Source organism: Ruegeria sp. HKCCA5463, assembly GCF_013034175.1.
In the GTDB taxonomy this organism is placed as follows: Bacteria; Pseudomonadota; Alphaproteobacteria; order Rhodobacterales; family Rhodobacteraceae; genus Ruegeria.
In genome coordinates this window covers 226,722-248,957 of sequence record NZ_WQFL01000006.1, presented here as the reverse complement: position 1 = coordinate 248,957, position 22,236 = coordinate 226,722, and the positions used below count along the sequence as shown (strand labels likewise).

The following is a 22,236-nucleotide window of genomic DNA, read 5'->3' as shown; positions in this document are numbered from 1 at the left end:
GCGTGCTTCTGACGCCCGCAGCGGCATCATTCCGCAGCGATGCTGCCCACGTCCTGGCCGGATGCGGCCATGATCGCCTTGACGATGTTGTGATACCCGGTACAGCGGCACAGGTTGCCCTCCAGATACTTCCGGATTTCGGCCTCGGTCGGGCGCGGGTTCTCTTTCAGCAGCGCGGCGGCGCTCATCACCATGCCCGGAGTGCAGAATCCGCATTGCAGACCGTGGTGATCCCGAAACGCCTGCTGGATCACGTTCAACGACCCATCCGAATTGGCCTGACCTTCGATCGTGCCGACATCAGCCCCATCTGCTTCCGCAGCCAGCATGTTGCACGATTTCACCGCTTCGCCATTCACATGCACCACGCAAGCGCCGCATTGCGCAGTGTCACACCCCACATGCGTGCCCGTCAAAGACAGATGATCGCGCAGAAAACCGGACAGCAATGTCCGGCCCTCGACGTCTCCGCTTACGGCTTTGCCGTTCACGGTCATGGAAATTTTCATGACTTTCTCCTCCCTGAATTCCAAAGGATTAACCGCCTAACACGCGCTTGATCCAACCTTTCTTTTCTTCCCCGGACTCGCCTTCTTCCGAGGTTTCGGGCTCGGGCGCATCCTGAGGTTCGACCGCATTCTGAAAGTTCTCAAAGAACTGGTCGGCCATTTTTCTGGCAACCCCATCGATCACGCGCCCCCCCAACTGTGCCAGTTTGCCACCGACGCGTGCATCGACCGCGTAGGTCAGCAGTGTGCCTTCGGGGGCATCCGACAAGGTGACGTCGGCCGCGCCTTTGGCAAATCCGGCGGCTCCTCCCTTACCTTCACCCGATAACTTCACGCTTTCAAGCTCCACGAGATCAGAAAGGGTTACAGAGCCTTTGAACGTCGCTTTGACCGGGCCTACTTTTTGCACGACGGTGGCCTCGAACCCGTCTTCGATCGAGCCTGTCATCTCCTGACATCCCGGCACGCATTCCTTAAGAACTTCTGCCGACAAGAGCGAGGCCCAGACTTTGGATCGCGGCGCGGCGATGACGCGGCTGTCATTGAGTTCCATTTCACTTCTCCAAGTATATTTTTGTTACGCTACGCGCTGTTCGCAGCCTTGCCTATAAGACCTTGGGTGTAGTCACCGCAGCGCGGGCGGCGAATGTGTTTGGCCGTGACGTTTGAAGATTTCGGCGATGCGCCCTTCCTGCGACATCGCTGATTTGGAAACACCAGCATCATAGCTGTGTAACCGAAAATTGAAACGCGACTGATATTGGCTCAGGTCGCCAGCAGTTCTGATATCCTGGACGTCGGATAGTGCATTCACTGCGGTGGGCGACCAAGACGGAGTAGAAAACTTGGTCGTTCCTGACATGCTCGGGCATCGCCGGGCAGCCTGCAACCCGGACAAGAGAACGGCGAGCTGATCCAGTTCAGTTACAGAACATGTGACACGCTTCTGATCCTGATCCGGGGTGCGCGTTGTTATACGACCTTCCGCCAGTATGCGTGGTTTTCATTCGTTGCTAGGATTGGTTAGGCTGGAGACCATTTGAATGCAAAAGGCTATACCAGATGCTTGCTGAATCCGCCGCGCGCAATGATTTCGAAAAAGTGCTGATCGTTGATGACCATCCATTGTTTTGCGACGCCTTGTCGATGACCTTGCAAAGTGTGGCTCAGATCCGGGAAGTCCATACGGCAGACCGGCTGGAGGGCGCCTTGGATCTGCTGGCAAGTGGGCTGAAACCCGATGCGGTCATGCTGGATCTCAATTTGCCGGATGTGGACGGTCTGGAAGGTCTGATCCGCTTGAAGGCTTCCACGGACGCACCGGTGATCGTGGTGTCGTCGCTGACGGATAACCGCGTTGTCAGCCAGGTGATACAGGCCGGCGCATCAGGCTATGTCCCCAAGCACAGTCAGCGCGACGTGTTCCGCACTGCATTCGAGACAGTGCACGCCGGTGACGTTTTCGTGCCGGAGGGCTGTATTTTGATTGACACAGAGGAAGAGGACGAACACGGCGAAGCCGTAAAACGACTGGCGACACTGACAAATCAGCAGGCGCGCATCCTGCAACTGATCTGCGAAGGCAAACTGAACAAGCAAATCGCCTATGACTTGTCGATTGCGGAAACGACGGTCAAAGCGCACGTGACAGCAATAATGCGAAAACTGGGTGTTCAAAGCCGCACGCAGGCGGTTCTGATCGTCAAGAAAGCGTCCTTTGCCAGTGTCTTGCAAGACCAAGGCTAAGCGTCATACTCTCACGTCATCGTCGCGCTTTTAGGGAGGAGGCACGATGGACCAAGCAGTCGGGTGGGCAACAGCCCGGGCCCGTACGCCAGGCATCGTCAAAACGGCTTTTGCACGCCACGACACCGGGCAGTCGATCGAGACACTCAAACGCCAGTTGGGTGATGACGCACTTGCGCTTGTCATTCTTTTTGTCAGCCCGAACGCCGATGCATCCGTGGTGATCGCGGATGCCGAACGCGCCTTTGCGCCGACCCCGATTGTTGGTTGCACCACCGCCGGAGAGCTGGCGGATAATGGGTATTGCGAAGATCAGATCGTCGCGATCGGCCTGCCGCAATCCCATTTTGACATACGCACGGTTCTTGTTCCGGATCTGAACGAATTCGATTCCGACAGCATCATCAAAGAGATGATCCACAACAGAAATGCGATGATGGTAAACGCGCCCGACTGGAGCCATGAATTCACGTTCCTGATGATTGACGGGCTGTCGACAAAAGAAGATGAACTGACGTCGGAATTGGCTGTGGGGCTGGGACCGGTGCCATTGTTCGGCGGTTCGGCGGGGGATGGAACCAAATTCGGGCGCACATATGTTCTGTATCAGGGGCAGGCAAGAAGCAACGCAGCCGTACTCACGCAGGTTCGCACGCCGTGTCCGATCAAGGTGTTCAAAACCGATCACCTTCTGCCCACCGCCCATCGCATGGTCGTGACCAAGGCAGACCCGGCAAAACGCATCGTTCAGGAAATCAATGCCGAACCCGCTGCCCGCGAATACGCCCGTATTCTCGGCAAAGACCCGGAACAGCTCACCACATTCACATTCGCGGCCCATCCAGTCGTTGTGCAAATAGGCGGGCAACACCATGTCCGCGCGATCCAGCAGGTGGCGGGAAATGGCGATCTCGTCTTTTTTTCGGCGATTGACGAAGGCTTGGTCCTGACGCTGGCAGAACCTCGGGACATGGTTGAACATCTACAGGAAGAAATCAGCCAATTGACCGAGAAGCAGCAACCCGACACCATTTTGGGTTGTGACTGCATCCTTCGTCGGCTGGAGGCCCAGCAAAAGCAGAAGACGCACGCGATCTCGGACATCCTGTCTCGCAATCACGTGGTCGGTTTCTCGACCTATGGAGAGCAATTCAATTCGATCCATGTGAATCAGACCCTGACCGGTGTGGCGATATACCCGCCCGAGAAAGAGTAAGGTATGATCGAGCATCTCACAGACCCCTCGGACTCACTTGATCGTCAGAACGAGAAGCTTAGGAAAATCGCCGAAGCCCTGATGCGGCGGGTCGAAGAATCCACCAATGCCTCTGGCGCGGCTTATGCTCAGTTCCAACGGGCGGCGGTGCTTGAACAAGAGGTCCGCGCCCGAACGGATGACCTTGAGCGCGCGCTTGAGCTTCTGAATGACTCCAACGCCAGGTTGGCGCAGGCCAACAAGGAAACCGAAGCGGCGCGCGCAGATTTGGCGAATGCGATCGAAACTGTGCAGGAGGGCTTTGCCCTGTTCAATCGTGACGAAGAACTGGTGCTGTGCAACAGCCGGTTCGGGATGCATATGCCCGACATTCAGGAACAGCTGAACCCCGGCTTGCGCTTTGCCGACTACGTGGAACTGGTCAGCCAATCCGGGTTCCTGTCCTTGCCGGAGACAATGACCCCAGAGGATTGGGCCAGAAGCCGCCTGGATCGTCACGCAGATGATCACGTGGTGTTCAATGTTCGTCTTTCGGGCAATCGGTGGACGCAAGTGTCAGAACACCGCACCCCAGACGGGGGCACCGTGATTCTGCAAACCGACGTGACAGACATCATGCGGATCGAACGGCAAGAAAGGGATCGCATTCTTGACGACAAGGCGCGGTTGATCCGCGCCACGCTTGAACATATCGATCAGGGCGTCTGCATCTTTGACAACAAGCACCGCATGATCGGGTGGAACACCCGCGCAAGCGAACTTTTGGCCATTCCGATCACGCAGTTTCAGATGGGCACGCGGTTTGAAACCCTGTCCAATCGCCTGGGCGACAACATCAGCTTTCAGAAAGGCATAACCGAGGCGGATCTGCTGGATTGGGTCAGCCGACCAACCTATCGCCGCCCTCTTCAGTTCCAGATGCATCGGGGGCGATCGAAAATCCTGTCGGTCTTTGCCCAGGAAATGCCCGATCGGGGCTTTGTGATTTCCTTTACCGATGTAACTGCGGAACGGAGGTCTGCGCAGGCCTTGTATGAAGCCAAGGAGCTCCTGGAACAACGTGTGGCGTCACGCACAATGGAACTTGCGGACGCGCTGAACGAGGCTGAACGGGCGAACGCGTCAAAATCGCGTTTTGTGGCCGCCGCCAGCCATGACCTGTTGCAACCTCTGTCTGCTGCAAAGCTCTATGTTGCGTCACTGGGCAGCGGTTTGGACACTGACACCGCCCGAACTGTCGCAGCAAAAGCAGAAAGCGCCCTGAACAGTGTCGAACACATTCTCGAAGCCCTGCTGGACATCTCAAAGCTGGATTCCGGGCGGGCCAAGGCGCATCTGTCCACGGTGTCAGTGGGCGAGCTTTTCTTGCAGATGGAAGACGCATTCAAGCCCGTCGCCCAGGCCAAGGGTTTGAGTTTGCGTTTTGTTGACACAAAGGCTCGGGTCACAAGCGATGCCAGTTACCTTCGGCGGATATTGCAGAACCTGCTTTCAAACGCGATCCGGTATACCGAGACCGGGAAAGTTCTTGTTGGTGTCAGGCATCGCAAGAACGCAATTGCTTTGGAAGTCTGGGACACGGGCATCGGCATAGCATCAGATCAAAGAGATATCGTGTTTCAGGAATTTCAGCGTTTGCATTCAGATGCCAGCGCCGCCGAAGGCATGGGATTGGGTCTTGCGATTGTCGAGCGGGCCTGCGGGTTGCTACAACACCCCATCCACCTGTTTTCCGAAGTTGGAAAGGGCACGGGGTTTTCGGTCGAAATACCTTTATCCCGGGCGAAACCAGAGGTTTCTCTCTGCTCTTCAGTGGTACAAAAACCAAACTCGAATGTGCTGGGCAACACCGTCGCCCTGTTGATCGAAAACGATGAAAACCTGCGCGGCGCGTTGACCATGACCATCGAATCCTGGGGCGTCGAGGTTCTGGAATGCGAAAGCGAAAGCGAAGCGATTGGCCTTCTGCGCGAAATAGGCATCCTGCCAGACTTTGTCGTTGCCGACTATCAATTGAACAACGGAAAAACAGGCACAGACGCCATGCGCGCCCTGACGGATGAATTCGGGCATTTGCCCGGCTGTATTATCTCAGCCAATCGATCACAAGAGCTTGTCCAGCAATGCAAACAAGCAAAGCTGCCGCTGTTTTACAAACCGATAGATCCGCAACTGCTCAAATCGACGCTGGAGGCCTCTGTTGCGCGCGGCATCTGAGTTCTTCCGGTTGTCGCCCATTTCGCAGTGCGGTCGGGTGTCTTTCAGAAGTCTTCCGTCCGCGGGTTGGCGTTGGTCTGATCCAGCATCGACACAACTTCCGCCTTCCATCCCGCTTTTATTTTCAGCGCCAATTGCGACGGGGGACGGTGATCCGGCGACAGGATGGCGTATTCATATCTGAGGGGGGCCTTGAAAGGCAGGAATACCACACGGCCATGCGAGATGTTCAGCTTCCGTTCGGTTGCAACGGTCAACGGATCGACAATCGAGCAGCACTGCCCCGATCCAACAAACGGAATGAGCGGAAGAAAATACTGGCACGTCACACTTGGTTTGTAAGTGGCGGCAACCATCTGAAAAGCGCGTTGCACTTTCTTCTGAAAAGGGTGGGTGTCGTATAGTCCACCCATTGGCACATCATCGAGATCCGAAATCGTCACAGCCTTTTCTTTCGCCAACGGGTTGTCCCGATCCATTGCGCAAAAGCAATCTCCGCTGATGATCTCTGCCGTGAATTGCGGCTTCTTTCCGACCGGGTGTTCGAAATCAGCAAACCCGAAATCAATGTTCTGAGTGCCTGCAAGTTCCATTATCTGTGGCGAACTGCGGGTTGACAGCGTAACCCGGATGTCCGGGTTCCCGCCAACTGAACGGCTGATGAAATTTGGGAAGGCAAAAATGGACGGCCCCGGCATTGCCGCAATGTTCAAGTTGCCCGAACTTCCTTTAAGAAGCCCGTGCATCGTGCTGGAAACCGTAGATAATCTGTCCAGTATTCCGGTGGTCTCGGCCAGCAGGTAATGCGCCTCTGGCACTGGGATCAGACGCCGGCCTTTTCGTTCGAACAGGGTCAGTCCAAGACTTCTTTCCAGGTTCTTGATTGCCAGGCTGATAGCAGGTTGTGTCCTGTTCAGCTTCTTTGCGGTTTGAGAGATGGACCCGGTTTCCATCACCTCACGAAAAACGGTCAATTGAGCAAGGTTCATGTTTAATATATAAGCAAAACTTTCGTTTTGTTAAATATAACAAATTTGTATTTATGATAAAACTCCATAGGCTGAACGGATCAGAATTCGGACAAACCGAATCCAATGATCCACAACTGGGAGCTTACGATGAGATTGATGAAATGCCTGACGGGTTTGGCTTTGGCTGGTGCATTGGCTGCACCGGCGCTTGCACAGGACCCAACCTTTTTCCGCATCGGCACCGGCGGTGCGGGCGGCACTTATTTCCCGATCGGCGGGACCATCGCCAACGGAATTTCGGCCCCTCCGGGCTCGCGCCCCTGCGAAGAGGGCGGCCAATGCGGTGTGCCTGGGCTGATCGCGATCGCGCAGTCGACAACTGCGTCGGTCTTCAACAATGCCGCCGTGCAAAACGGCGAGCTTGAGGCTGGTCTGGCTGCGGCAGATGTAACCCGTTCGATGTATCTGGGTGAGGGCAAATTTGAAGGCAAACCCCACCCGAAACTGCGCATCGTCGCAAACCTGTTCCCCGAAGACCTGCACCTGGTTCTTCCCGCGGGTCAGACCATCAACGATCTGAGTGATCTCAAAGGCAAGCGGGTTGGTATCGCGCAAGCTGGTTCGGGAACGCAGGTCGCTGTGTTGCAAATGCTGGAAGCATGGGGCGTCAACCGTGACAACATGGATGAGGCCGAGTTGAACAACAGTCAGAGTGCCGAACGTCTGGCCGATGGCCAACTGGACGCCTATTTCTACGCAGCAGGATGGCCAGTTGCCGCAATGGTGCAGTTGTCTTCGACCAAGGGCATGAACCTGCATTCCTTCAGCGATGAAGATTTGGCAAAGATCAACGAGATCATTCCTGCCTATATCCCGTCCGCTATCCCGGGCGGTGTATATGAGGGCATCGATTCCGAAACCAAGACCCCCGCGGTAAGCGCGATGCTGGTTGTTTCATCGGATCTGTCCGAAGATCTGGTCTATCAGCTGACCAAGGCCCTGTGGAACGACAACACGCGCAAGCTGCTGGACAACGGCCACGCAAAAGGCAAGCAGATCACGCCTGATACTGCGCTCGACGGCGTCGAAGCGCTGGGTGTTCCGCTGCATCCGGGTGCCGAAAAATTTTATAAAGAAGCCGGTCTTCTTCAATAACCACACCTGACTGAAACCTGTCGTCGGTGCCCCTTCTTGGGGCACCGCACTCTGGAATTATGCGAAATCGGGGGGCCATCATGTCCGAGACCCAGAAATTTGATGACCACGAACTGACGGCCGAGGAACTGGCGGCCATCGAAGAACAGTTCGACGAAGGCGCCGCTGTCCGGCAGGTCACGCCCACGGCAGGCAAGGTGTTGCGTGTCGTCGCCCTGATCTTTGCATTCTACGAATTCTTCACGGCTGGGTTCGGTCTGCCTGCCGACCACTGGCATATGGGCATCTATCTGGCTCTGCTGTTCATTCTGGTCTACGCCACGATCCCGATTGTCGGGGCCAAAAGCCTCTATGCTCTCAAAGTCAGTCGCTTCCGCATCGGCAACGTCCCTCTTTATGATCTGGTGTTCATGGCGCTTGGCATCATCGCCGCACTTTACGTTGGTTTCGCCTGGCGCGGCATCCCGTTCCTGGGGATCGAGGAACAAACCTTCCGCATGGGCAACCCAAACATCTATGATGTGATCCTCGGCGTCATCATCATCCTTCTGGTATTGGACATTGCGCGCCGCACGCTGGGTTGGGTATTGCCGCTGATCATCTGCGTATTCATCTCATACGCGCTGATGGGCCCCTATTTTCCCGGATTGCTGCAACATCCGGGCGTGAACTTCAAAACCTTCGTATCGTCAATGTACTTCCCGCAGGAAGGAATCTATGGCGTGACGCTTTGGGTCGTTTCGACCATCGTGTTCCACTTTGTCCTGTTCGGCGTGATCGCTCAGCGAACGGGGCTTGGACAACTGTTCATTGACAACGCAACCATTTTGGCGGGTCGCTATACAGGCGGTCCGGCCAAAGTGTCGGTGGTATCCTCGGCCTTTTTCGGCACGATCTCGGGCTCTTCGGTGGCCAACACCGTTTCGACCGGCGCGCTGACAATTCCCAACATGAAGCGCCTTGGATATCCCGGTCACTTTGCAGGCGGGGTCGAGGCCGCGTCTTCGGCCGGTGGTCAGATCACTCCGCCCATCATGGGCGCTGCGGCCTTCATCATGGCCGAGTTCCTGGAGGTGCCCTATACCACAATCGTGATCGCAGCGATCTTTCCGGCGATCCTGCACTATGTCGGCGTCTTTGCCGTGGTGCATCTGATGGCACGCAAGCTGAACCTGCAAGGTCTGGCGAAAGAGCAATTGCCGCAGCTCAAGGCCGTCTGGGCCGAGGGTTGGGCCAATATCGTGCCGCTGATCGGTCTGCTGGTGGTTCTGTTCACTGGATACACGCCCTTCATGTCGGCCTTCTGCGGCATATCTCTGGCGGTGATCGCGGGCATGTCGCGGATCAAGCAACCGCCAACACTGATCTACGCAGCGGCGTTCTTGGCCTTCGTGCTTTGGAAGTTCTCCGACGGTGGGTTCGACCTGTCAATGACCGCGATTCTGTGCGGATTGTCGGTAATCGCCACGCTGAACCCGCAGAAGCGGATCGAAGTGCCCGAGATGCTGCAAGCGGTTGAGTTGGGTGTGAAATACTCTCTGGCCGTGGGCGCTGCAGCCGCTGCGGTAGGTATCGTCGTTGGTGTGATCAACACAACCGGTATCGGTTTCCGCATCGGGTTCATGGTTACTCAGGGCGCAGGAAACCTCGCCGCGGACCTTTACAACATGATTTCGTTCGGCAGCTGGCAATTGTTTGCGATGGAAGACCTGCAATTGTTTATCTCGCTGGTTTTCATTGCCATCGTTTGCATCCTGATGGGTGCCGGCATCCCGACCACGGCGCTGTACATCATGCTCGTCTCGGTGGCGCAGCCGGCGCTGGCGCAGTTGGGGGTTCCACCCATCGCCAGCCATCTGTTCGTGTTGTATTACGGCGTGGTCTCCGAGATCACACCTCCGGTCTGTACGTCGGCCTATGCGGCGGCGGCGATTGCGAATTCCAACCCGTTCCGCACCGGGCTGTCCGCCTTTACGCTGGGACTGGGCAAGGTCATCGCGCCAATGGCGTTCGTCTATGCGCCGGTTTTGCTGTTCGTGTCTTCCACCGGGTTCGATCTTTGGGAATTCACCTATACCGCCGCCAGCTGTATTGCCGGCGTCATCGCCCTTTCGGCAGCGGTCGTGGGGTATTGGTTGCAGCCACTCAACCTCGTGTCGCGCATCCTGATGGCCATTGCCGGGATTATCTTCGTGGCGCCCACGCTGACGGCTGACCTGATCGCATTGGCGGTGGCGTCTCCTGTCATCGTCACACAGGTGATCGCCCGCAGCCGATTTCAAGCAACGGTCTGACATGCCTGAACAAGTGACCATCATCGGCGCCGGGATCGTCGGTCTGTGCTGTGCGCTCTCGTTGCAGGAGCGCGGTATTGCCGTGCGTCTGATCGACCGTGGAGAACCGGGGCAGGAGACATCGTTCGGCAATGCCGGTGTCGTCTCGCCCTGGTCGGTCATTCCACAGGCCACGCCGGGTATCTGGAAAACGATCCCCGGGATGCTGTTGGACCCGAAAAGCGCGTTGACCGTCAGACCTTCGTACTGGCCCAGGATGATACCCTGGGGCCTGAGGTTCCTGAAGAATTCAAGCGTGAAATCCGTACGCAATATCTCTGACGCAATGGAGGTGCTGTGCCGCCCTTCGATAGATCTGTACCGAAGACATCTGCAAAATACCGGGCACGAAGACCTTATTGTTGATTCCAACTATATCCACGCGTTTCGCAACCCGGATCAGGCTGACCTGAAAGAACTGGGATATCTGATCCGGCAGGAAAAAGGCGGACATCTAGAGCGGATCGACGGACCGGAATTGCGCCGGATCGAACCTGCGTTGTCCCGAGATTTCAAGGCTGCGATCCTGATCAAGGGACAGGCGCGGGTCACGTCTCCTGGCCGGGTCGGTGCGGTTTTGGCCGACAAGGCCCGTCAACAAGGCGCCGAGTTCGTGCGGACAGAAGTCAAAGAACTAAAGCGCATGGAAGACGGACAATGGCACTTAACGTCACCGGCCGGAGCGCTTCACGCCGATACTGTCGTGCTGGCCGCCGGGGTTTGGTCTGCCGGGTTGCTGAAACCTTTGGGTTTGCCCGTGCCACTGGTGGCCGAGCGTGGATACCATGTCCAATTCCCGACCCCCTCTGCCAGCCTGGAAAACTCGGTGATGGACGTGGACGCCAAGGTGGTGGCCAGTTCGATGCAGGACGGTCTGCGTGTGGCGGGCACGGCCGAATTCGGCAGCATCGACGCGCCGCCAGACCCACGCAAACAGTCGCTTCTGACCGCACAGGCCCGCGCAATGATGCCGGATCTGAACACCACGGATACACAGTTCTGGATGGGCCGACGCCCGTCTTTTCCCGACAGTTTGCCTGCGATTGGTCCGGTTGAAGGACACAAGGGCCTGTTCACCGCCTTTGGTCATTCCCATTACGGTTTGATGATGGCCCCCAAAACAGGTGAGTTGGTGGCTGACTTGGTGTCAGGGCAACGCCTCAACATCCCATTGGATTCATTCGCCTTGTCGCGATTTTGACGCGCAACAACCACCGTTTCGAAGAAGGATTACCCCGTCATGCCAATCTACCAGGGTGGACAGAATATCTGCGGAGCCTCTATCGGGGTTTTGTGTTTGGAAAGCTATTTCCCCAAACCGCCCGGTCATATCAAGAACCCTTCCAGCCTGCCATTCCCGGTGCTGTACGAGATGATAGATGGCGTCACGGTGCCTACGCTGCTGAACAATCCGACGCCTGATCTTCTGAACCCCTTCATAAAAGGCGCGCAACGGCTTGAGGCTGAAGGCGTGCGCGCCATTACCGGAAGTTGCGGGTTTCTCGCCCTGTTCCAAAAAGAGTTGGCTGCGGCCGTATCGGTGCCTGTCTTCGCTTCGAGCCTGATACAGGTGCCGTTGGCCTTTCACATGACCGGGGCCACCGCACCGGTCGGGGTGATTACAGCAGATTCGTCAGCGCTGACGCAACGCCATTTCGAAGGCGTTGGAGCGGGGGGCGTTCCGGTGGCCGTACAGGGTCTGGAACACACCAGTGAGTTTGCCGAAGTCATCCTGCGCAACGCGCGCACCCGTATGGACACAGATCTGATCGAGGCCGAAGTGCTGGACGCTGCGCGCAGGCTCAAGCGCGAAACGCCCGAAATACGCTCTGTGGTGTTGGAATGCACGGATCTTCCCCCTTATGCAAAACGCATTCAGGAAGACCTGAAACTGCCGGTCTTTGACCTGACGACGCTGGCGCAAATGGCGCACAATGCAAGCGCGCGCACCGGGTATTGCGGGCTGATGCCGTGGGGCTGATGCCTTTGCAGGTTGGTGTTTTCATCCAATGGCTCAGACATGTCGAATAGCCGCGAAAACAGACGCTGCTTGCCGATGCCTTTCGACGGACCGATACAAGGGACTTTCCCTTGCTGAAACGGCTGGTTAAGAAGCCCTTCCACTGCCGTTTCAGGAGGCCCCCTTGGACCGTATCGCCCGCACCATAGCCACCGAGATCAATGCACGTCCCGATCAGGTCGGTGCTGCGATCAATCTATTGGACGACGGAGCGACGGTTCCCTTTGTCGCCCGCTATCGGAAAGAAGCAACCGGTGGGTTGGACGACACCCAATTGCGCCTTCTGTCCGAGCGTTTGACCTATCTGCGTGAGCTTGAGGCACGGCGGGAAACCATCCTGAAGTCGATAAAAGAACAGGGGAAGCTGACCGAAGATCTGAGTAAATCGATAGCTCGGGCAGAAACCAAGGCACAGCTGGAAGACATCTATCTGCCTTACAAGCCCAAGCGGCGCACCAAGGCGATGATCGCGCGTGAAAACGGGCTGGAACCCCTGGTCGAAGCCATTCTGGCCGATCGCGATGCGGACCCGGAAACACTGGCCGGGGCATACCTGAGCGAGGCCGTTGCCACCCCTCGTGACGCGCTGAACGGCGCGCGGGACATTCTGACTGAACGATTGACGGAAAATGCGACTCTGCTGGGTGAGTTGCGGGCCTTCATGCAGCGCGAGGCGCTGCTCAGTGCAAGGGTTTTCGACGGGAAAGAAAAGGAAGGCGCCAAGTTCAGTGATTATTTTGACCATTCCGAACGATGGGCGGATGTTCCATCGCATAGGGCATTGGCGATGCTGCGGGCGTCAAAAGAGGGCATTGTTTCACTTGATATCGCGCCGGAACCAGAGTTCGGGGCAGCCCGGGCCGAATCCATCGTGGCCGCGCATTTGCAGACCCGTGGCCAAGGACCGGGTGATGCCTGGTTGCGCAAGGTTGCCGGGTGGACATGGCGGGTCAAGCTTTCGCTGTCGATGATGGTCGAACTGATGGCTGAACTGCGCAGTCGGGCACAGGACGAGGCAATTCAGGTCTTTTCACGCAACCTCAAGGACTTGCTGTTTGCTGCTCCGGCGGGTGCCAAGGCCACTTTGGGCCTTGATCCCGGCATCCGCACCGGCGTGAAAGCGGCGGTGGTTGACGCAACGGGCAAGGTCGTGGCCACTGACACGTTATATCCCTTTCAACCCAAAAACGATTTGCGCGGAGCGCAGGCTGCCATCCTGAACCTGATCTCGGCCCATCAGATCGAACTGATCGCCATCGGAAACGGAACAGCGAGCCGCGAAACCGAACGGTTGGTTTCAGATACGCTGGCTCTGCTCCCCAAGGCGGTAAAAGCACCGACCAAGGTGGTAGTGTCCGAAGCGGGGGCTTCGGTCTATTCCGCGTCGGAACTGGCAGCACGAGAGTTTCCCGATCTTGACGTTTCGCTGCGTGGGGCGGTGTCCATCGCCCGGCGATTGCAGGACCCTTTAGCAGAACTGGTCAAAATCGAACCGAAATCCATCGGCGTCGGGCAATATCAGCATGACGTTGACCAGCACCGCCTGTCGCAATCCCTGGATTCCGCGATCGAGGATGTCGTGAACGCGGTCGGGGTTGACCTGAACACGGCCTCTGCACCTTTGCTTGCGCGTGTTTCGGGGCTGGGCCCCGCGCAAGCCGAAGCCATCGTCGCTCATCGTGATCTGAACGGGCCGTTCCAATCGCGCAAGGACCTGTTGTCCGTTGCCGGGCTGGGGCCGCGTGCCTTTGAACAATGCGCCGGGTTTCTTCGCGTAAGGGACGGCGCCGAACCGCTTGATGCGTCGTCGGTGCACCCCGAAGCCTATGAAGTCGCCCGCCGCGTCGTGTCGGCCTGCGGGCGGGATATCAGGCACATCATGGGCCATGAGGGGGCCTTGAAAGGGTTGCGGGCACAACAATTCGTAACCGAAGATTTCGGCCTGCCCACGGTTCTGGATATCTTTGCCGAGCTTGAGAAACCCGGACGAGACCCCCGGCCCAGCTTTGTCACGGCCACTTTCGCGGATGGCATTGAAGAGATAACCGATCTGAAACCCGGAATGGTTCTTGAGGGCACCGTGACAAACGTGGCGGCCTTTGGGGCCTTTGTGGATGTGGGCGTTCATCAGGACGGTCTGGTTCACGTCAGCCAGTTGGCCGACCGCTTCGTCAAGGACCCGCACGAGGTCGTCAAGGCCGGGCAAGTCGTGAAAGTGCGCGTTGTCGAGGTGGATGTACCCAGAAAACGGATCGGGCTTTCGATGCGCAAACAGGGCGGCGGCGCAAAGCGGCGCGCCTGATCTGCAATCTGCACATTATCCGGGCGGAACGACATGAAGACGTTACCCGCCGGAAATAGCGTGCAGACCGATACGGGCAGCCGGCATGCGTTGTTTTCATTGCGCGCTGAACTGGGTATCAGCAAGAGAGTTCGCAGTGTCGCCAATCGGATCGAAATGGAAACGACAGTTCATGCAGTACTACAACACGCCTTACGACAAGCTTCAGGTCGGTGATACTGCCGAGCTGGCCCGCACGTGCTCGGTCGATGATTTCTATGTGTTCGCCAACAATTCCGGCAACCACAATCCGCTTCATCTGGCCAGCGAAGACGGCGACGGCGACCACATCAACGAAGCGGTTGCCCCTGCTATGTTCGTGGGGGCCCTGATCTCGGCCGTTTTGGGAAACGTTCTGCCGGGGGCAGGGACACTCTATAAATCGCAACGATTTGATTTTGTGGAAAGGGCGCATGCCGGTGATGAGCTGGTATCCAAAGTCACCGTTCTGGAAAAGCGACCAAACCGGGAAGTTGTCTTTGACACGGTCGTTACGCGCCCATCGGACGGTGCCGTGATCGTCAGCGGGCAGGCCGTCGTGATCGCGCCGGAGAAAGAGATGGTGTTCGCCGAGTTGGATTTGCCCGGGCTGGTGGTGAAACGTCATCGTCACTTTGATGCCATGCTGGAAAAGGTGCGCCCGCTGCCGCCCATGCCGACTGCCGTTGTGGCCCCGGAAGAGCCCAACGCCTTAGGTGGGGCGCTGCTGGCCGCGCATGAGACGATCATCACACCCATTCTGATCGGTGACCCGGACAAGATAGCGAACGCGGCCGCCGAAATCGGAGCGTCGTTGGATGGGATTGAAATCATACCGCAGAGCGATCACGTCGGTGCGGCCCATGCGGCGGTCGACCTGGTTGCAGAAGGTCGAGCGAAAGCGCTGATGAAAGGGCATCTGCATACGGATGAATTGCTGAAGGCTGCGCTCAGGCGTGAAAACGGCCTGCGCACCGGCCGCCGCTTTACCCATGTCTTTGTCATGGACGTGCCCGGACAACCCAGACCTTTGTTGGTGACGGATGCGGCGATCAATATCGAGCCGGACCTGGAAACCAAGATTGATATTGTCCAGAACGCAATCGACCTGGCCCTGTCGCTGGGGATCGAAAACCCCAGGGCGGGTGTTCTGTCTGCCATCGAAACCGTCAATCCGGCGATCCGATCCTCGGTTGATGCGGCTTTGCTGTCGAAAATGGCGGAACGCGGTCAGATCACGGGCGGGCTTGTGGATGGCCCGCTTGCCATGGACAATGCCGTCAGCCTTGCGGCTGCACGTTCCAAAGGGATTGTGTCGGATGTCGCGGGCAAAACCGATATTCTGGTGGTGCCAAATCTGGATGCCGGGAACATGATGGCCAAGCAGCTGACCTATATCGCCAATGCAGAAGGGGCCGGTCTGGTCATGGGGGCCAAAGCTCCGATCATTTTGACCAGTCGCGCCGATGACGACAAAGCCCGGCTGGCGTCCTGTGCCGTGGCGGCACTGCACGAAGCCTTTTCCTTACCGCGCACCGGAGCACCCGCATGACACATGTCGTGACACTGAACGCTGGATCGTCTTCCATGAAATTTGGTCTGTTCGAGCTGACCGATGACGATCCGATCATGGTGTGCACCGGCGCGGTCGAGCGGATTGGAGAGCCAGAGCCGTTTGTCAAGGCGAAGTCTTCCGACGGAAGTGTCCTTGCTAGCGGTACCGCCGGAGAAATACGCGATCACGCCGCAGCGTTGGACTGGGTTTTGAACCTGCTTGCGCGCTCATTTCCAAACAGCGACGTGACTGCGGTCGGGCATCGTGTTGTCCACGGTGGACCTGACATCGACGCTCCGGTGCCATTGACCAAGGCGTCCATTCAAGAGCTGGATAAGCTGTCCCCGTTTGCACCCTTGCATCAGCCGCACAATTTGGCCGGAGCCCGGGCCGCGATGGAACGTTTTCCGAATGCGGTTCAGATCGCCTGTTTCGATACGGCCTTTCACCGCAATCATCCGTGGGAGAATGACGTTTTTGCCTTGCCGCGCGAGTATTACGACAAAGGTGTTCGGCGATATGGCTTTCACGGGCTCAGCTATGAATTCATTTCGGATCACATGGCAAAGACAGCGCCGCTTTTGCACGAAGGGCGCGTGGTCGTGGCCCATCTGGGCAATGGTGCATCGATGTGTGCGATGATCGGAGGGCGCTCCGTCGGATCGACCATGGGGTTTTCGGCCCTTGACGGGCTGCCGATGGGGTCACGCTGTGGTCAACTTGATCCCGGCGTGGTCCTTTATCTGATGGACCAGGAAGGGCTGAGCGCTGACGAAATCTCAGACCTGTTGTTCCGGAAATCTGGGCTGTTGGGCCTGTCCGGGCTGTCCAACGATATGCGTACCCTGGAAAAGGCGGACACACGCGAAAGCCGACAGGCGATCAGCTATTTCACCTTCCGTATCCGGCGCGAGCTTGGCGCGATGGCAGCCATTCTCGGCGGTATCGACGCCTTGGTGTTTACCGGTGGGATCGGAGAAAACTCACGTCTGGTGCGTGAGCGGGTATGCTCTGGGATGGGGTGGCTGGGCATCGAGCTCAATCCTGATGCAAATGCGGACAATGACCGGATCATTTCAACCGATCTGTCCCGCGTCGTAGTGATGGCAATCCCGACCAATGAAGAACTGGTCATTGCCCGTGCGGCGGCTGACCTGTTGGCAAAACGCCCACGGCTCAGAACTGCCTAGCGATTTACGTCTCGACATAGGTCCAGCGATAGGCAGGCGGGGTCGGTCCCTTGTTCCGGCCGCCTTGCTGCATCTGTTCCCACGCATGGGCCAGAATGCCAACAGATCTGGATAGGCAAAACAAACCGCGTGCCAGTGGGGGCGCAAAACCCAACTCGGCATAGATCACCGCGGTGGCACCATCTATGTTCATTGGAACGGGCTTCCCTTTGCGCCGGGCCAACTCTGCCTCGATCGCCTGTCCGATCTGTAGGAACTGACCATCGCAAGCCCCGTCCTTCACAGCATCACGGACCAACGCCATCAGACGTGGTGCGCGCGGATCCGTCGGCGTGTGGAACCGATGGCCAAAACCCGGCAATATCTTTCCTTCACGCTCGATCCACTCGTCCAGCGTTTGATCCAACCGGCCAGGATGTTGCGCCACGAAATGGTACAGCATAACCGCTTGCTCGCCAGCCCCGCCGTGAATATCCCCCAACATGTTCACTGCGCTCGCCATCGCGTTGTTCAGGGGCAGTCCGCAGGTTACGGCCATCCGCGCCGTTGCGATCGAAGGCGCCTGAGGCCCATGGTCCACGGCGGCGACCAGCGCGGCCTCGAACAACCGGGCCTGCGCCCCAGATGGTCGGTCGCCACGAACCATGAACCAGATCATCTCGCTGAAACTGAGACTTCCGATCAGATCCTGAATCGGCTCTCCGCGCAGGTCGATCCGGCCCGGTTCCATATCGATGATGGAAGTCGTCCACCAATCGGACACATCGCTCATATGATGCCTTCCTTGCTCAAAGCGTCAATTTCCGCACCGGACAACCCAATTTCAGACCAGATCGCGTTATTGTCTGCCCCAAGTTCAGGCGGCGCGGTATGGGGCATTTGCCGTTCGCTGTCCATGACAATGGGGCTGCCTGCAAGTTTCATGTCTTCGCCCTGCACCCGCAAAGACCCGATCAGGCCGCGACCGGCAAGCTGTTCGTCATCAAGCGCCTCGGCCACGGTCAATACCTGCCCGGCCGGCACTCCGATTGCGTTGAGTTCGCTGACCCAGTCTGATGCCGCTCTGGTCCGCAAGGTCTCCTCCAGCGCCGCGCGCAGGGCGTGGCGATTGCGCTTGCGGTCTTCGCGCGTTTCATAGTCCGGGTGGGCCAGCAGGTCTTGCCGGCCCAGATGCCGGGCCAGTGCCTGCCACTGTTCGTCGCGGTTGGCGGCAATGTTGATGGGCGCGTCAGAGGTTGCAAATGTTCCTGATGGCGCTGACGTCGTGTTTTCGTTGCCATGGGCCCCGGGAATGGCACCGGCGATCAGATAGTTCGACACGACCCAACCCATTGTCGAGATCACGGCCTCGGACATTGCCACATCCAGATAGGCCCCGCGAGGATCCGCGTTCAGGGCGGCGGACACTGCAAAAGCGGCCGTCATCCCACCGATCGTGTCCGCCAAAGGATAGCCAACGCGATAGGGTGCGGTGTCAGGACCGCCGGTGACAGACATCACGCCACTGATACCCTGCACGATCTGGTCATAGGCCGGATCGCTTCGGCGCGGGCCATCCTGACCGAACCCGCTTATAGCACAGTAAATCAGGCTGGGGTTCACATCGCGCAAGACGCCATACCCAAGTCCAAGCCGATCCATCACACCGGGGCGAAAGTTCTCTACCAATACGTCGGCCGTCTGTACAAGGCGTTTCAGAAGCGCCTTGCCTCGTTCTGATTTCATGTTGAGCGTGATAGACTTCTTTTCAGCATTCTGCGCCAGAAAGCTGACGCCCATACCGGCCTTGTTTCTGGCAGGATCAGCACCCAGAACGCGGGCAAGGTCGCCACCGTCAGGGCGTTCGACCTTGATCACTTTGGCGCCCATGAGCGCCAGTTGATAGCAGCAATACGGACCCGCGAGGACATTCGTCAGATCGAGAACCCGTATTCCTGCCATTGGCTCAGTCACCGTCGGCAACTCCTGCGGCCCGAGCACGTGCCCGGCGCGCGCGATAGCTGGGCAACAGCACCAGCAGCACCGCGACAACAAGCAGACCCAGCGTCATCGGACGTTCCCAGATGAAAGCAATACCGTCATAGAGCTGCATCGAGCGGGCAAAGTTATCCTCCATCATCCCCCCGAGGATGAAACCGATCAGCAGCGGCGCAAGCGGGTAGTCGGCAAATTTCAACGCCGTGGCGCAAACACCGAAGCCAACAAGTATCAAAAGCTCGGTCGCGTTGTTCTGCCCGATATAGGCCCCCATCAGAGTGAAGAACAAAATGAAGGGGATCAGGTAATTGCGCGGAACCGAGAGAACCTTTGCGATATATGGGATCAGCGGCAGGTTCAGGATCAGCAGAACAAGGTTGCCAATGAACATTGACATGATGACGGCCCAGAATATCTGCGGCTCGTCCAGCATCAGCCGTGGGCCGGGTGTCACGTTCAGGGCAATCAGTGCGCCAAGCAGGATCGCGGTGGTGCCAGACCCGGGAATGCCCAGTGTCAGCAGCGGCACGAAAGAACCGGTGCATGCCGCGTTGTTCGCCGTTTCGGGCGCAGCCAGACCTTTTATTGACCCTTTACCGAATTCGTCCTGTTCCTCTTTCGGGGCAATGTTGCGCTCGACCGCGTAGCCGAGGAAGCTGGCAATCGTTGCCCCCGCACCGGGCAGAACCCCGATGAAGAAGCCCTGTACAGATTGGCGGCCGATCACCGGTGCGATGGCCTTGGCTTCACTGCCTGTGATGCGCAGGTCCTTGATCTCGCCGTCATCCCCCTGAAGGTTTTTGGGTTTGAGCACCAGAAACAGCGCTTCGGGCAGGGCGAACATGGCCATGGCAAGCGTGATGAAGCCAAAGCCCGATTGCAGATCCATGATACCCATTGTGAAACGCGGCAGGTTGAACAATGCACCTTCACCGACCGTTGCCATGATCAACCCAAGTAGCGTCATGATGACGGCTTTGGCCACTTGACCGGTGCCTGCGAAGGCTGCGATTGCCGACAGGCCCACGACCATAAGCGCGAAATACTCGGCCGAGTGGAACAGCAGTGCCACCGACGACAGAGCAGGGGCAAAGACCATCAACAAAATGGCTCCGATCGTACCGCCGGCAAAACTTGCAATAGCTGCAACAGTCAACGCTTTGCCCGCTTTGCCCTGGCGGGCCATCGGATAGCCGTCGAAACTGGACGCAACAGTGCCCGCGACCCCCGGCGCGTTGAGAAGGATCGAAGATGTCGAACCGCCAAAGATGGCGCCGTAATACACTCCGGCCAGCAGGATCAGCGCTGCGGACGGGTCGCCCATGGAAATCGCGACCGGGATCATGATGGCGATGATCGACATCGGCCCAAGACCCGGAAGCATGCCGATGAACGTGCCGATCAGGCACCCTGCGATCACCATCAGCAGGTTTTGAATTGAAAACGCCGTTTGCAGACCGATCAGAAGTCCTTCGAGCATGTCAGCCTCCGAAAATGCCCGGCAATGGGCGCATGTAGATGCCAAGAACTTCCTGAACCAGATACCAGACCGCGCCTGTGGCGATCAGCGCGACGGGTAGCATGACGTGCCATTTGCGCTCACCCAGAATGAAAGACCCGAGGATCAGAAAGGCCGAGGTCGAGATCAGAAACCCAACAGGGCGCAGGCAAAGCGCGTAAATCACCATCAAGGCCAGCAACATAAGTGCTTGATCAAGGTGGTATTCCCCCAGCCGCCGGTAATCGATATCGGCTTCCTTTGGTTCCGCCTTTTCAAAGCCCAGCAAAATGATCGTGGTGGTGACGACACCCAGAACCGACAGCACTTTGGGGAAAGTGCTGGGCCAGATCGGGTTTCTCTGCATGAAAGGGGGCAGGCTGCCGTCCATCGTGAACCAGGCGGCGTAGCCATATGTCAAACACACACCCAGAAGAATGAGCGCGATCCAGCGATCCAGCGCCATGAGAGCCCTCCCTGTTCCTGTTCGTGGGAAGGCAGAGCGGCGGATCCGCTCTGCCGAAAATGGACTTAGAGGAAGCCCAGCTTTTTCATCAGATCGCCGATCTGCTGTTCCTGCTGCTCCAGGAACGTCTGGAAATCTGCGCCCGAGTTGTGGATGTTGACCCAACCATTGCGTGCACGAACCTCTTCCCATTCCGGGGTGTCGTACATCTTGGCAATCGCTTCCTGGTAGGCGGCCAGTTTTTCTTCGGGCAGGCCGGGGGCCGCGAAGAAGCCGCGCCAGTTCACGAAGGTGGTATCAATACCCTGTTCCTTCATCGTCATCGCGTCAGGAGCCGCATCAACGCGCTCTTCGGATGTCACGCCGATAATCTTGACTTCACCCGCATTCGCCAGATCGACCGCTTCCGAGAAACCGGTGGACAAGGCGGCGATTTCACCCGACAGCAGGGCCGCCATGGCTTTGCCGCCCGCATCATAGGGGATGTATTTCACGCCAAGCGCATCCTTGCCCGCTGCTTCCATAACCATCGCCGCCACCAGATGGTCCATGCCGCCGGGAACCGAGCCGCCACCGATCGCTGTGCCGCCTGGGTCCGCATCAAAAGCGGCAAGCAGATCCGCCATCGAGTTGATCGGGCTGTCTTTGCCCACAACGATCGCGGCATAGTCGCCGATAGTGCCCGAAACCAGCGTCAGATCGCGGAAGTTGTGAGGAAATACACCGGTCAATGAGCGGATCACGATCGGCGTCGAGTTCACCATCAGAGTGCCATGATTGCTGTCGGCATTTTCAATCAGGTATCCAATGGCTTTGCCACCACCGCCGCCCGACATGTTTTCGTATGACGCCGTGCCGACAAGGCCAGCTTTTGTCAGCGCTTCGCCCGTGCCGCGCGCCGTTCCGTCCCAGCCGCCACCGGCGCCACCGGGGATCAGAAAGTGAATGCTGTCCACGACCTGATGGCCATCAGCCAAAGCCGGCCCTGTCAGGCCAATTGCGGCCACAGCTGCGATCAGGGCGCGACGGCCCAGTGTGAATGTCGTCATGATGTCCTCCCATT

Annotated in this window: 19 protein-coding genes; 10 read left to right on the top strand and 9 right to left on the bottom strand. The window is 57.8% G+C overall.

Annotated elements, in window-relative coordinates:
- Positions 1-26: 26 nt before the first annotated feature.
- From GOW09_RS14435 to GOW09_RS14425, 3 genes are all read right to left on the bottom strand, one after another.
- Positions 27-509 carry a (2Fe-2S)-binding protein gene (locus GOW09_RS14435; RefSeq protein ID WP_171119325.1) on the bottom strand — a complete coding sequence of 161 codons (483 nt, stop codon included), beginning with the start codon at positions 507-509 and terminating at the stop codon, positions 27-29.
- A gap of 28 nt (positions 510-537) precedes the next feature.
- Positions 538-1,062 carry a CoxG family protein gene (locus GOW09_RS14430; RefSeq protein WP_171119324.1) on the bottom strand — a complete coding sequence of 175 codons (525 nt, stop codon included), beginning with the start codon at positions 1,060-1,062 and terminating at the stop codon, positions 538-540.
- 72 nt (positions 1,063-1,134) lie between these two features.
- Complete coding sequence (locus tag GOW09_RS14425) at positions 1,135-1,371, bottom strand: hypothetical protein (protein ID WP_171119323.1); 237 nt, start codon at positions 1,369-1,371, stop codon at positions 1,135-1,137.
- 200 nt (positions 1,372-1,571) lie between these two features.
- Here GOW09_RS14425 and GOW09_RS14420 point away from each other — a divergent pair, with 200 nt between their 5' ends.
- From GOW09_RS14420 to GOW09_RS14410, 3 genes are read left to right on the top strand one after another with little or no spacing between them, the layout of a single operon-like run.
- Positions 1,572-2,255 carry a response regulator transcription factor gene (locus GOW09_RS14420; protein ID WP_171119322.1) on the top strand — a complete coding sequence of 228 codons (684 nt, stop codon included), beginning with the start codon at positions 1,572-1,574 and terminating at the stop codon, positions 2,253-2,255.
- 46 nt (positions 2,256-2,301) lie between these two features.
- Positions 2,302-3,471, top strand: coding sequence for an FIST N-terminal domain-containing protein (locus tag GOW09_RS14415; protein ID WP_171119321.1), 1,170 nt, complete (start codon positions 2,302-2,304; stop codon positions 3,469-3,471).
- A gap of 3 nt (positions 3,472-3,474) precedes the next feature.
- The gene (locus GOW09_RS14410) at positions 3,475-5,688 is read left to right on the top strand and encodes a PAS-domain containing protein (RefSeq protein WP_171119320.1); all 2,214 of its coding nucleotides are present in this window, start codon (positions 3,475-3,477) and stop codon (positions 5,686-5,688) included.
- A 44-nt stretch (positions 5,689-5,732) separates the two neighbouring features.
- Here the strand turns inward: GOW09_RS14410 and GOW09_RS14405 are convergent, their stop codons facing one another.
- A complete protein-coding gene (locus GOW09_RS14405) occupies positions 5,733-6,677 on the bottom strand; it encodes a LysR family transcriptional regulator (RefSeq protein WP_171119319.1) in 945 nt (314 codons plus the stop codon).
- 129 nt (positions 6,678-6,806) lie between these two features.
- Here GOW09_RS14405 and GOW09_RS14400 point away from each other — a divergent pair, with 129 nt between their 5' ends.
- The 7 genes from GOW09_RS14400 (at position 6,807) to GOW09_RS14370 (ending at position 17,232) form a co-directional block, all read left to right on the top strand.
- Positions 6,807-7,814, top strand: a complete 1,008-nt coding sequence (locus tag GOW09_RS14400; protein WP_171119318.1) for a TAXI family TRAP transporter solute-binding subunit — start codon at positions 6,807-6,809, stop codon at positions 7,812-7,814.
- A gap of 80 nt (positions 7,815-7,894) precedes the next feature.
- Positions 7,895-10,108, top strand: a complete 2,214-nt coding sequence (locus GOW09_RS14395) for a TRAP transporter fused permease subunit (protein WP_171119317.1) — start codon at positions 7,895-7,897, stop codon at positions 10,106-10,108.
- A 1-nt stretch (position 10,109) separates the two neighbouring features.
- Positions 10,110-11,348, top strand: a complete 1,239-nt coding sequence (locus GOW09_RS14390; protein WP_171119316.1) for an FAD-binding oxidoreductase — start codon at positions 10,110-10,112, stop codon at positions 11,346-11,348.
- 39 nt (positions 11,349-11,387) lie between these two features.
- A complete protein-coding gene (locus tag GOW09_RS14385; protein ID WP_171119315.1) occupies positions 11,388-12,128 on the top strand; it encodes an aspartate/glutamate racemase family protein in 741 nt (246 codons plus the stop codon).
- Positions 12,129-12,291: 163 nt separating this feature from the next.
- On the top strand, positions 12,292-14,469 hold the full coding sequence (locus GOW09_RS14380; RefSeq protein WP_171119314.1) for a Tex family protein: 2,178 nt from the start codon (positions 12,292-12,294) through the stop codon (positions 14,467-14,469).
- A gap of 172 nt (positions 14,470-14,641) precedes the next feature.
- On the top strand, positions 14,642-16,039 hold the full coding sequence (locus tag GOW09_RS14375) for a bifunctional enoyl-CoA hydratase/phosphate acetyltransferase (RefSeq protein WP_171119404.1): 1,398 nt from the start codon (positions 14,642-14,644) through the stop codon (positions 16,037-16,039).
- Positions 16,036-17,232: an acetate/propionate family kinase gene (locus GOW09_RS14370; RefSeq protein ID WP_171119313.1), complete on the top strand. Its 1,197-nt coding sequence runs from the start codon at positions 16,036-16,038 to the stop codon at positions 17,230-17,232. Before GOW09_RS14375 ends, GOW09_RS14370 begins: the two co-directional genes overlap by 4 nt.
- Before the next feature lie 4 nt (positions 17,233-17,236).
- On the opposite strand, the gene GOW09_RS14365 is transcribed toward GOW09_RS14370, so the two are convergent.
- The 5 genes from GOW09_RS14365 to GOW09_RS14345 all read right to left on the bottom strand — a co-directional run bounded on the left by GOW09_RS14365 (position 17,237) and on the right by GOW09_RS14345 (position 22,222).
- Positions 17,237-18,004, bottom strand: coding sequence for a citryl-CoA lyase (locus GOW09_RS14365; RefSeq protein ID WP_171119312.1), 768 nt, complete (start codon positions 18,002-18,004; stop codon positions 17,237-17,239).
- Positions 18,001-19,173 (bottom strand): CaiB/BaiF CoA-transferase family protein, encoded by a 1,173-nt coding sequence (locus GOW09_RS14360; RefSeq protein ID WP_171119403.1) that lies wholly within the window; start codon positions 19,171-19,173, stop codon positions 18,001-18,003. The genes GOW09_RS14365 and GOW09_RS14360 overlap by 4 nt, the downstream gene beginning before the upstream one ends.
- 4 nt (positions 19,174-19,177) lie before the next feature.
- The gene (locus GOW09_RS14355) at positions 19,178-20,689 is read right to left on the bottom strand and encodes a tripartite tricarboxylate transporter permease (protein ID WP_152460312.1); all 1,512 of its coding nucleotides are present in this window, start codon (positions 20,687-20,689) and stop codon (positions 19,178-19,180) included.
- 1 nt (position 20,690) lies between these two features.
- A complete protein-coding gene (locus GOW09_RS14350) occupies positions 20,691-21,173 on the bottom strand; it encodes a tripartite tricarboxylate transporter TctB family protein (protein ID WP_152460311.1) in 483 nt (160 codons plus the stop codon).
- A gap of 65 nt (positions 21,174-21,238) precedes the next feature.
- Positions 21,239-22,222 (bottom strand): tripartite tricarboxylate transporter substrate binding protein, encoded by a 984-nt coding sequence (locus GOW09_RS14345; RefSeq protein ID WP_171119311.1) that lies wholly within the window; start codon positions 22,220-22,222, stop codon positions 21,239-21,241.
- Positions 22,223-22,236 lie beyond the last annotated feature (14 nt).

What these genes read in the sequence shown, in the direction of transcription:
- GOW09_RS14360 (WP_171119403.1), bottom strand. Translation starts at nt 19,173, where the DNA reads ATGGCAGGAATACGGGTTCTCGATCTGACGAATGTCCTCGCGGGTCCG.
- GOW09_RS14435 (WP_171119325.1), bottom strand. Translation starts at nt 509, where the DNA reads ATGAAAATTTCCATGACCGTGAACGGCAAAGCCGTAAGCGGAGACGTC.
- GOW09_RS14415 (WP_171119321.1), top strand. Translation starts at nt 2,302, where the DNA reads ATGGACCAAGCAGTCGGGTGGGCAACAGCCCGGGCCCGTACGCCAGGC.
- GOW09_RS14425 (WP_171119323.1), bottom strand. Translation starts at nt 1,371, where the DNA reads ATGTCAGGAACGACCAAGTTTTCTACTCCGTCTTGGTCGCCCACCGCA.
- GOW09_RS14385 (WP_171119315.1), top strand. Translation starts at nt 11,388, where the DNA reads ATGCCAATCTACCAGGGTGGACAGAATATCTGCGGAGCCTCTATCGGG.
- GOW09_RS14430 (WP_171119324.1), bottom strand. Translation starts at nt 1,062, where the DNA reads ATGGAACTCAATGACAGCCGCGTCATCGCCGCGCCGCGATCCAAAGTC.
- GOW09_RS14370 (WP_171119313.1), top strand. Translation starts at nt 16,036, where the DNA reads ATGACACATGTCGTGACACTGAACGCTGGATCGTCTTCCATGAAATTT.
- GOW09_RS14405 (WP_171119319.1), bottom strand. Translation starts at nt 6,677, where the DNA reads ATGAACCTTGCTCAATTGACCGTTTTTCGTGAGGTGATGGAAACCGGG.
- GOW09_RS14365 (WP_171119312.1), bottom strand. Translation starts at nt 18,004, where the DNA reads ATGAGCGATGTGTCCGATTGGTGGACGACTTCCATCATCGATATGGAA.
- GOW09_RS14345 (WP_171119311.1), bottom strand. Translation starts at nt 22,222, where the DNA reads ATGACGACATTCACACTGGGCCGTCGCGCCCTGATCGCAGCTGTGGCC.
- GOW09_RS14410 (WP_171119320.1), top strand. Translation starts at nt 3,475, where the DNA reads ATGATCGAGCATCTCACAGACCCCTCGGACTCACTTGATCGTCAGAAC.
- GOW09_RS14390 (WP_171119316.1), top strand. Translation starts at nt 10,110, where the DNA reads ATGCCTGAACAAGTGACCATCATCGGCGCCGGGATCGTCGGTCTGTGC.
- GOW09_RS14420 (WP_171119322.1), top strand. Translation starts at nt 1,572, where the DNA reads ATGCTTGCTGAATCCGCCGCGCGCAATGATTTCGAAAAAGTGCTGATC.
- GOW09_RS14375 (WP_171119404.1), top strand. Translation starts at nt 14,642, where the DNA reads ATGCAGTACTACAACACGCCTTACGACAAGCTTCAGGTCGGTGATACT.
- GOW09_RS14400 (WP_171119318.1), top strand. Translation starts at nt 6,807, where the DNA reads ATGAGATTGATGAAATGCCTGACGGGTTTGGCTTTGGCTGGTGCATTG.
- GOW09_RS14350 (WP_152460311.1), bottom strand. Translation starts at nt 21,173, where the DNA reads ATGGCGCTGGATCGCTGGATCGCGCTCATTCTTCTGGGTGTGTGTTTG.
- GOW09_RS14355 (WP_152460312.1), bottom strand. Translation starts at nt 20,689, where the DNA reads ATGCTCGAAGGACTTCTGATCGGTCTGCAAACGGCGTTTTCAATTCAA.
- GOW09_RS14395 (WP_171119317.1), top strand. Translation starts at nt 7,895, where the DNA reads ATGTCCGAGACCCAGAAATTTGATGACCACGAACTGACGGCCGAGGAA.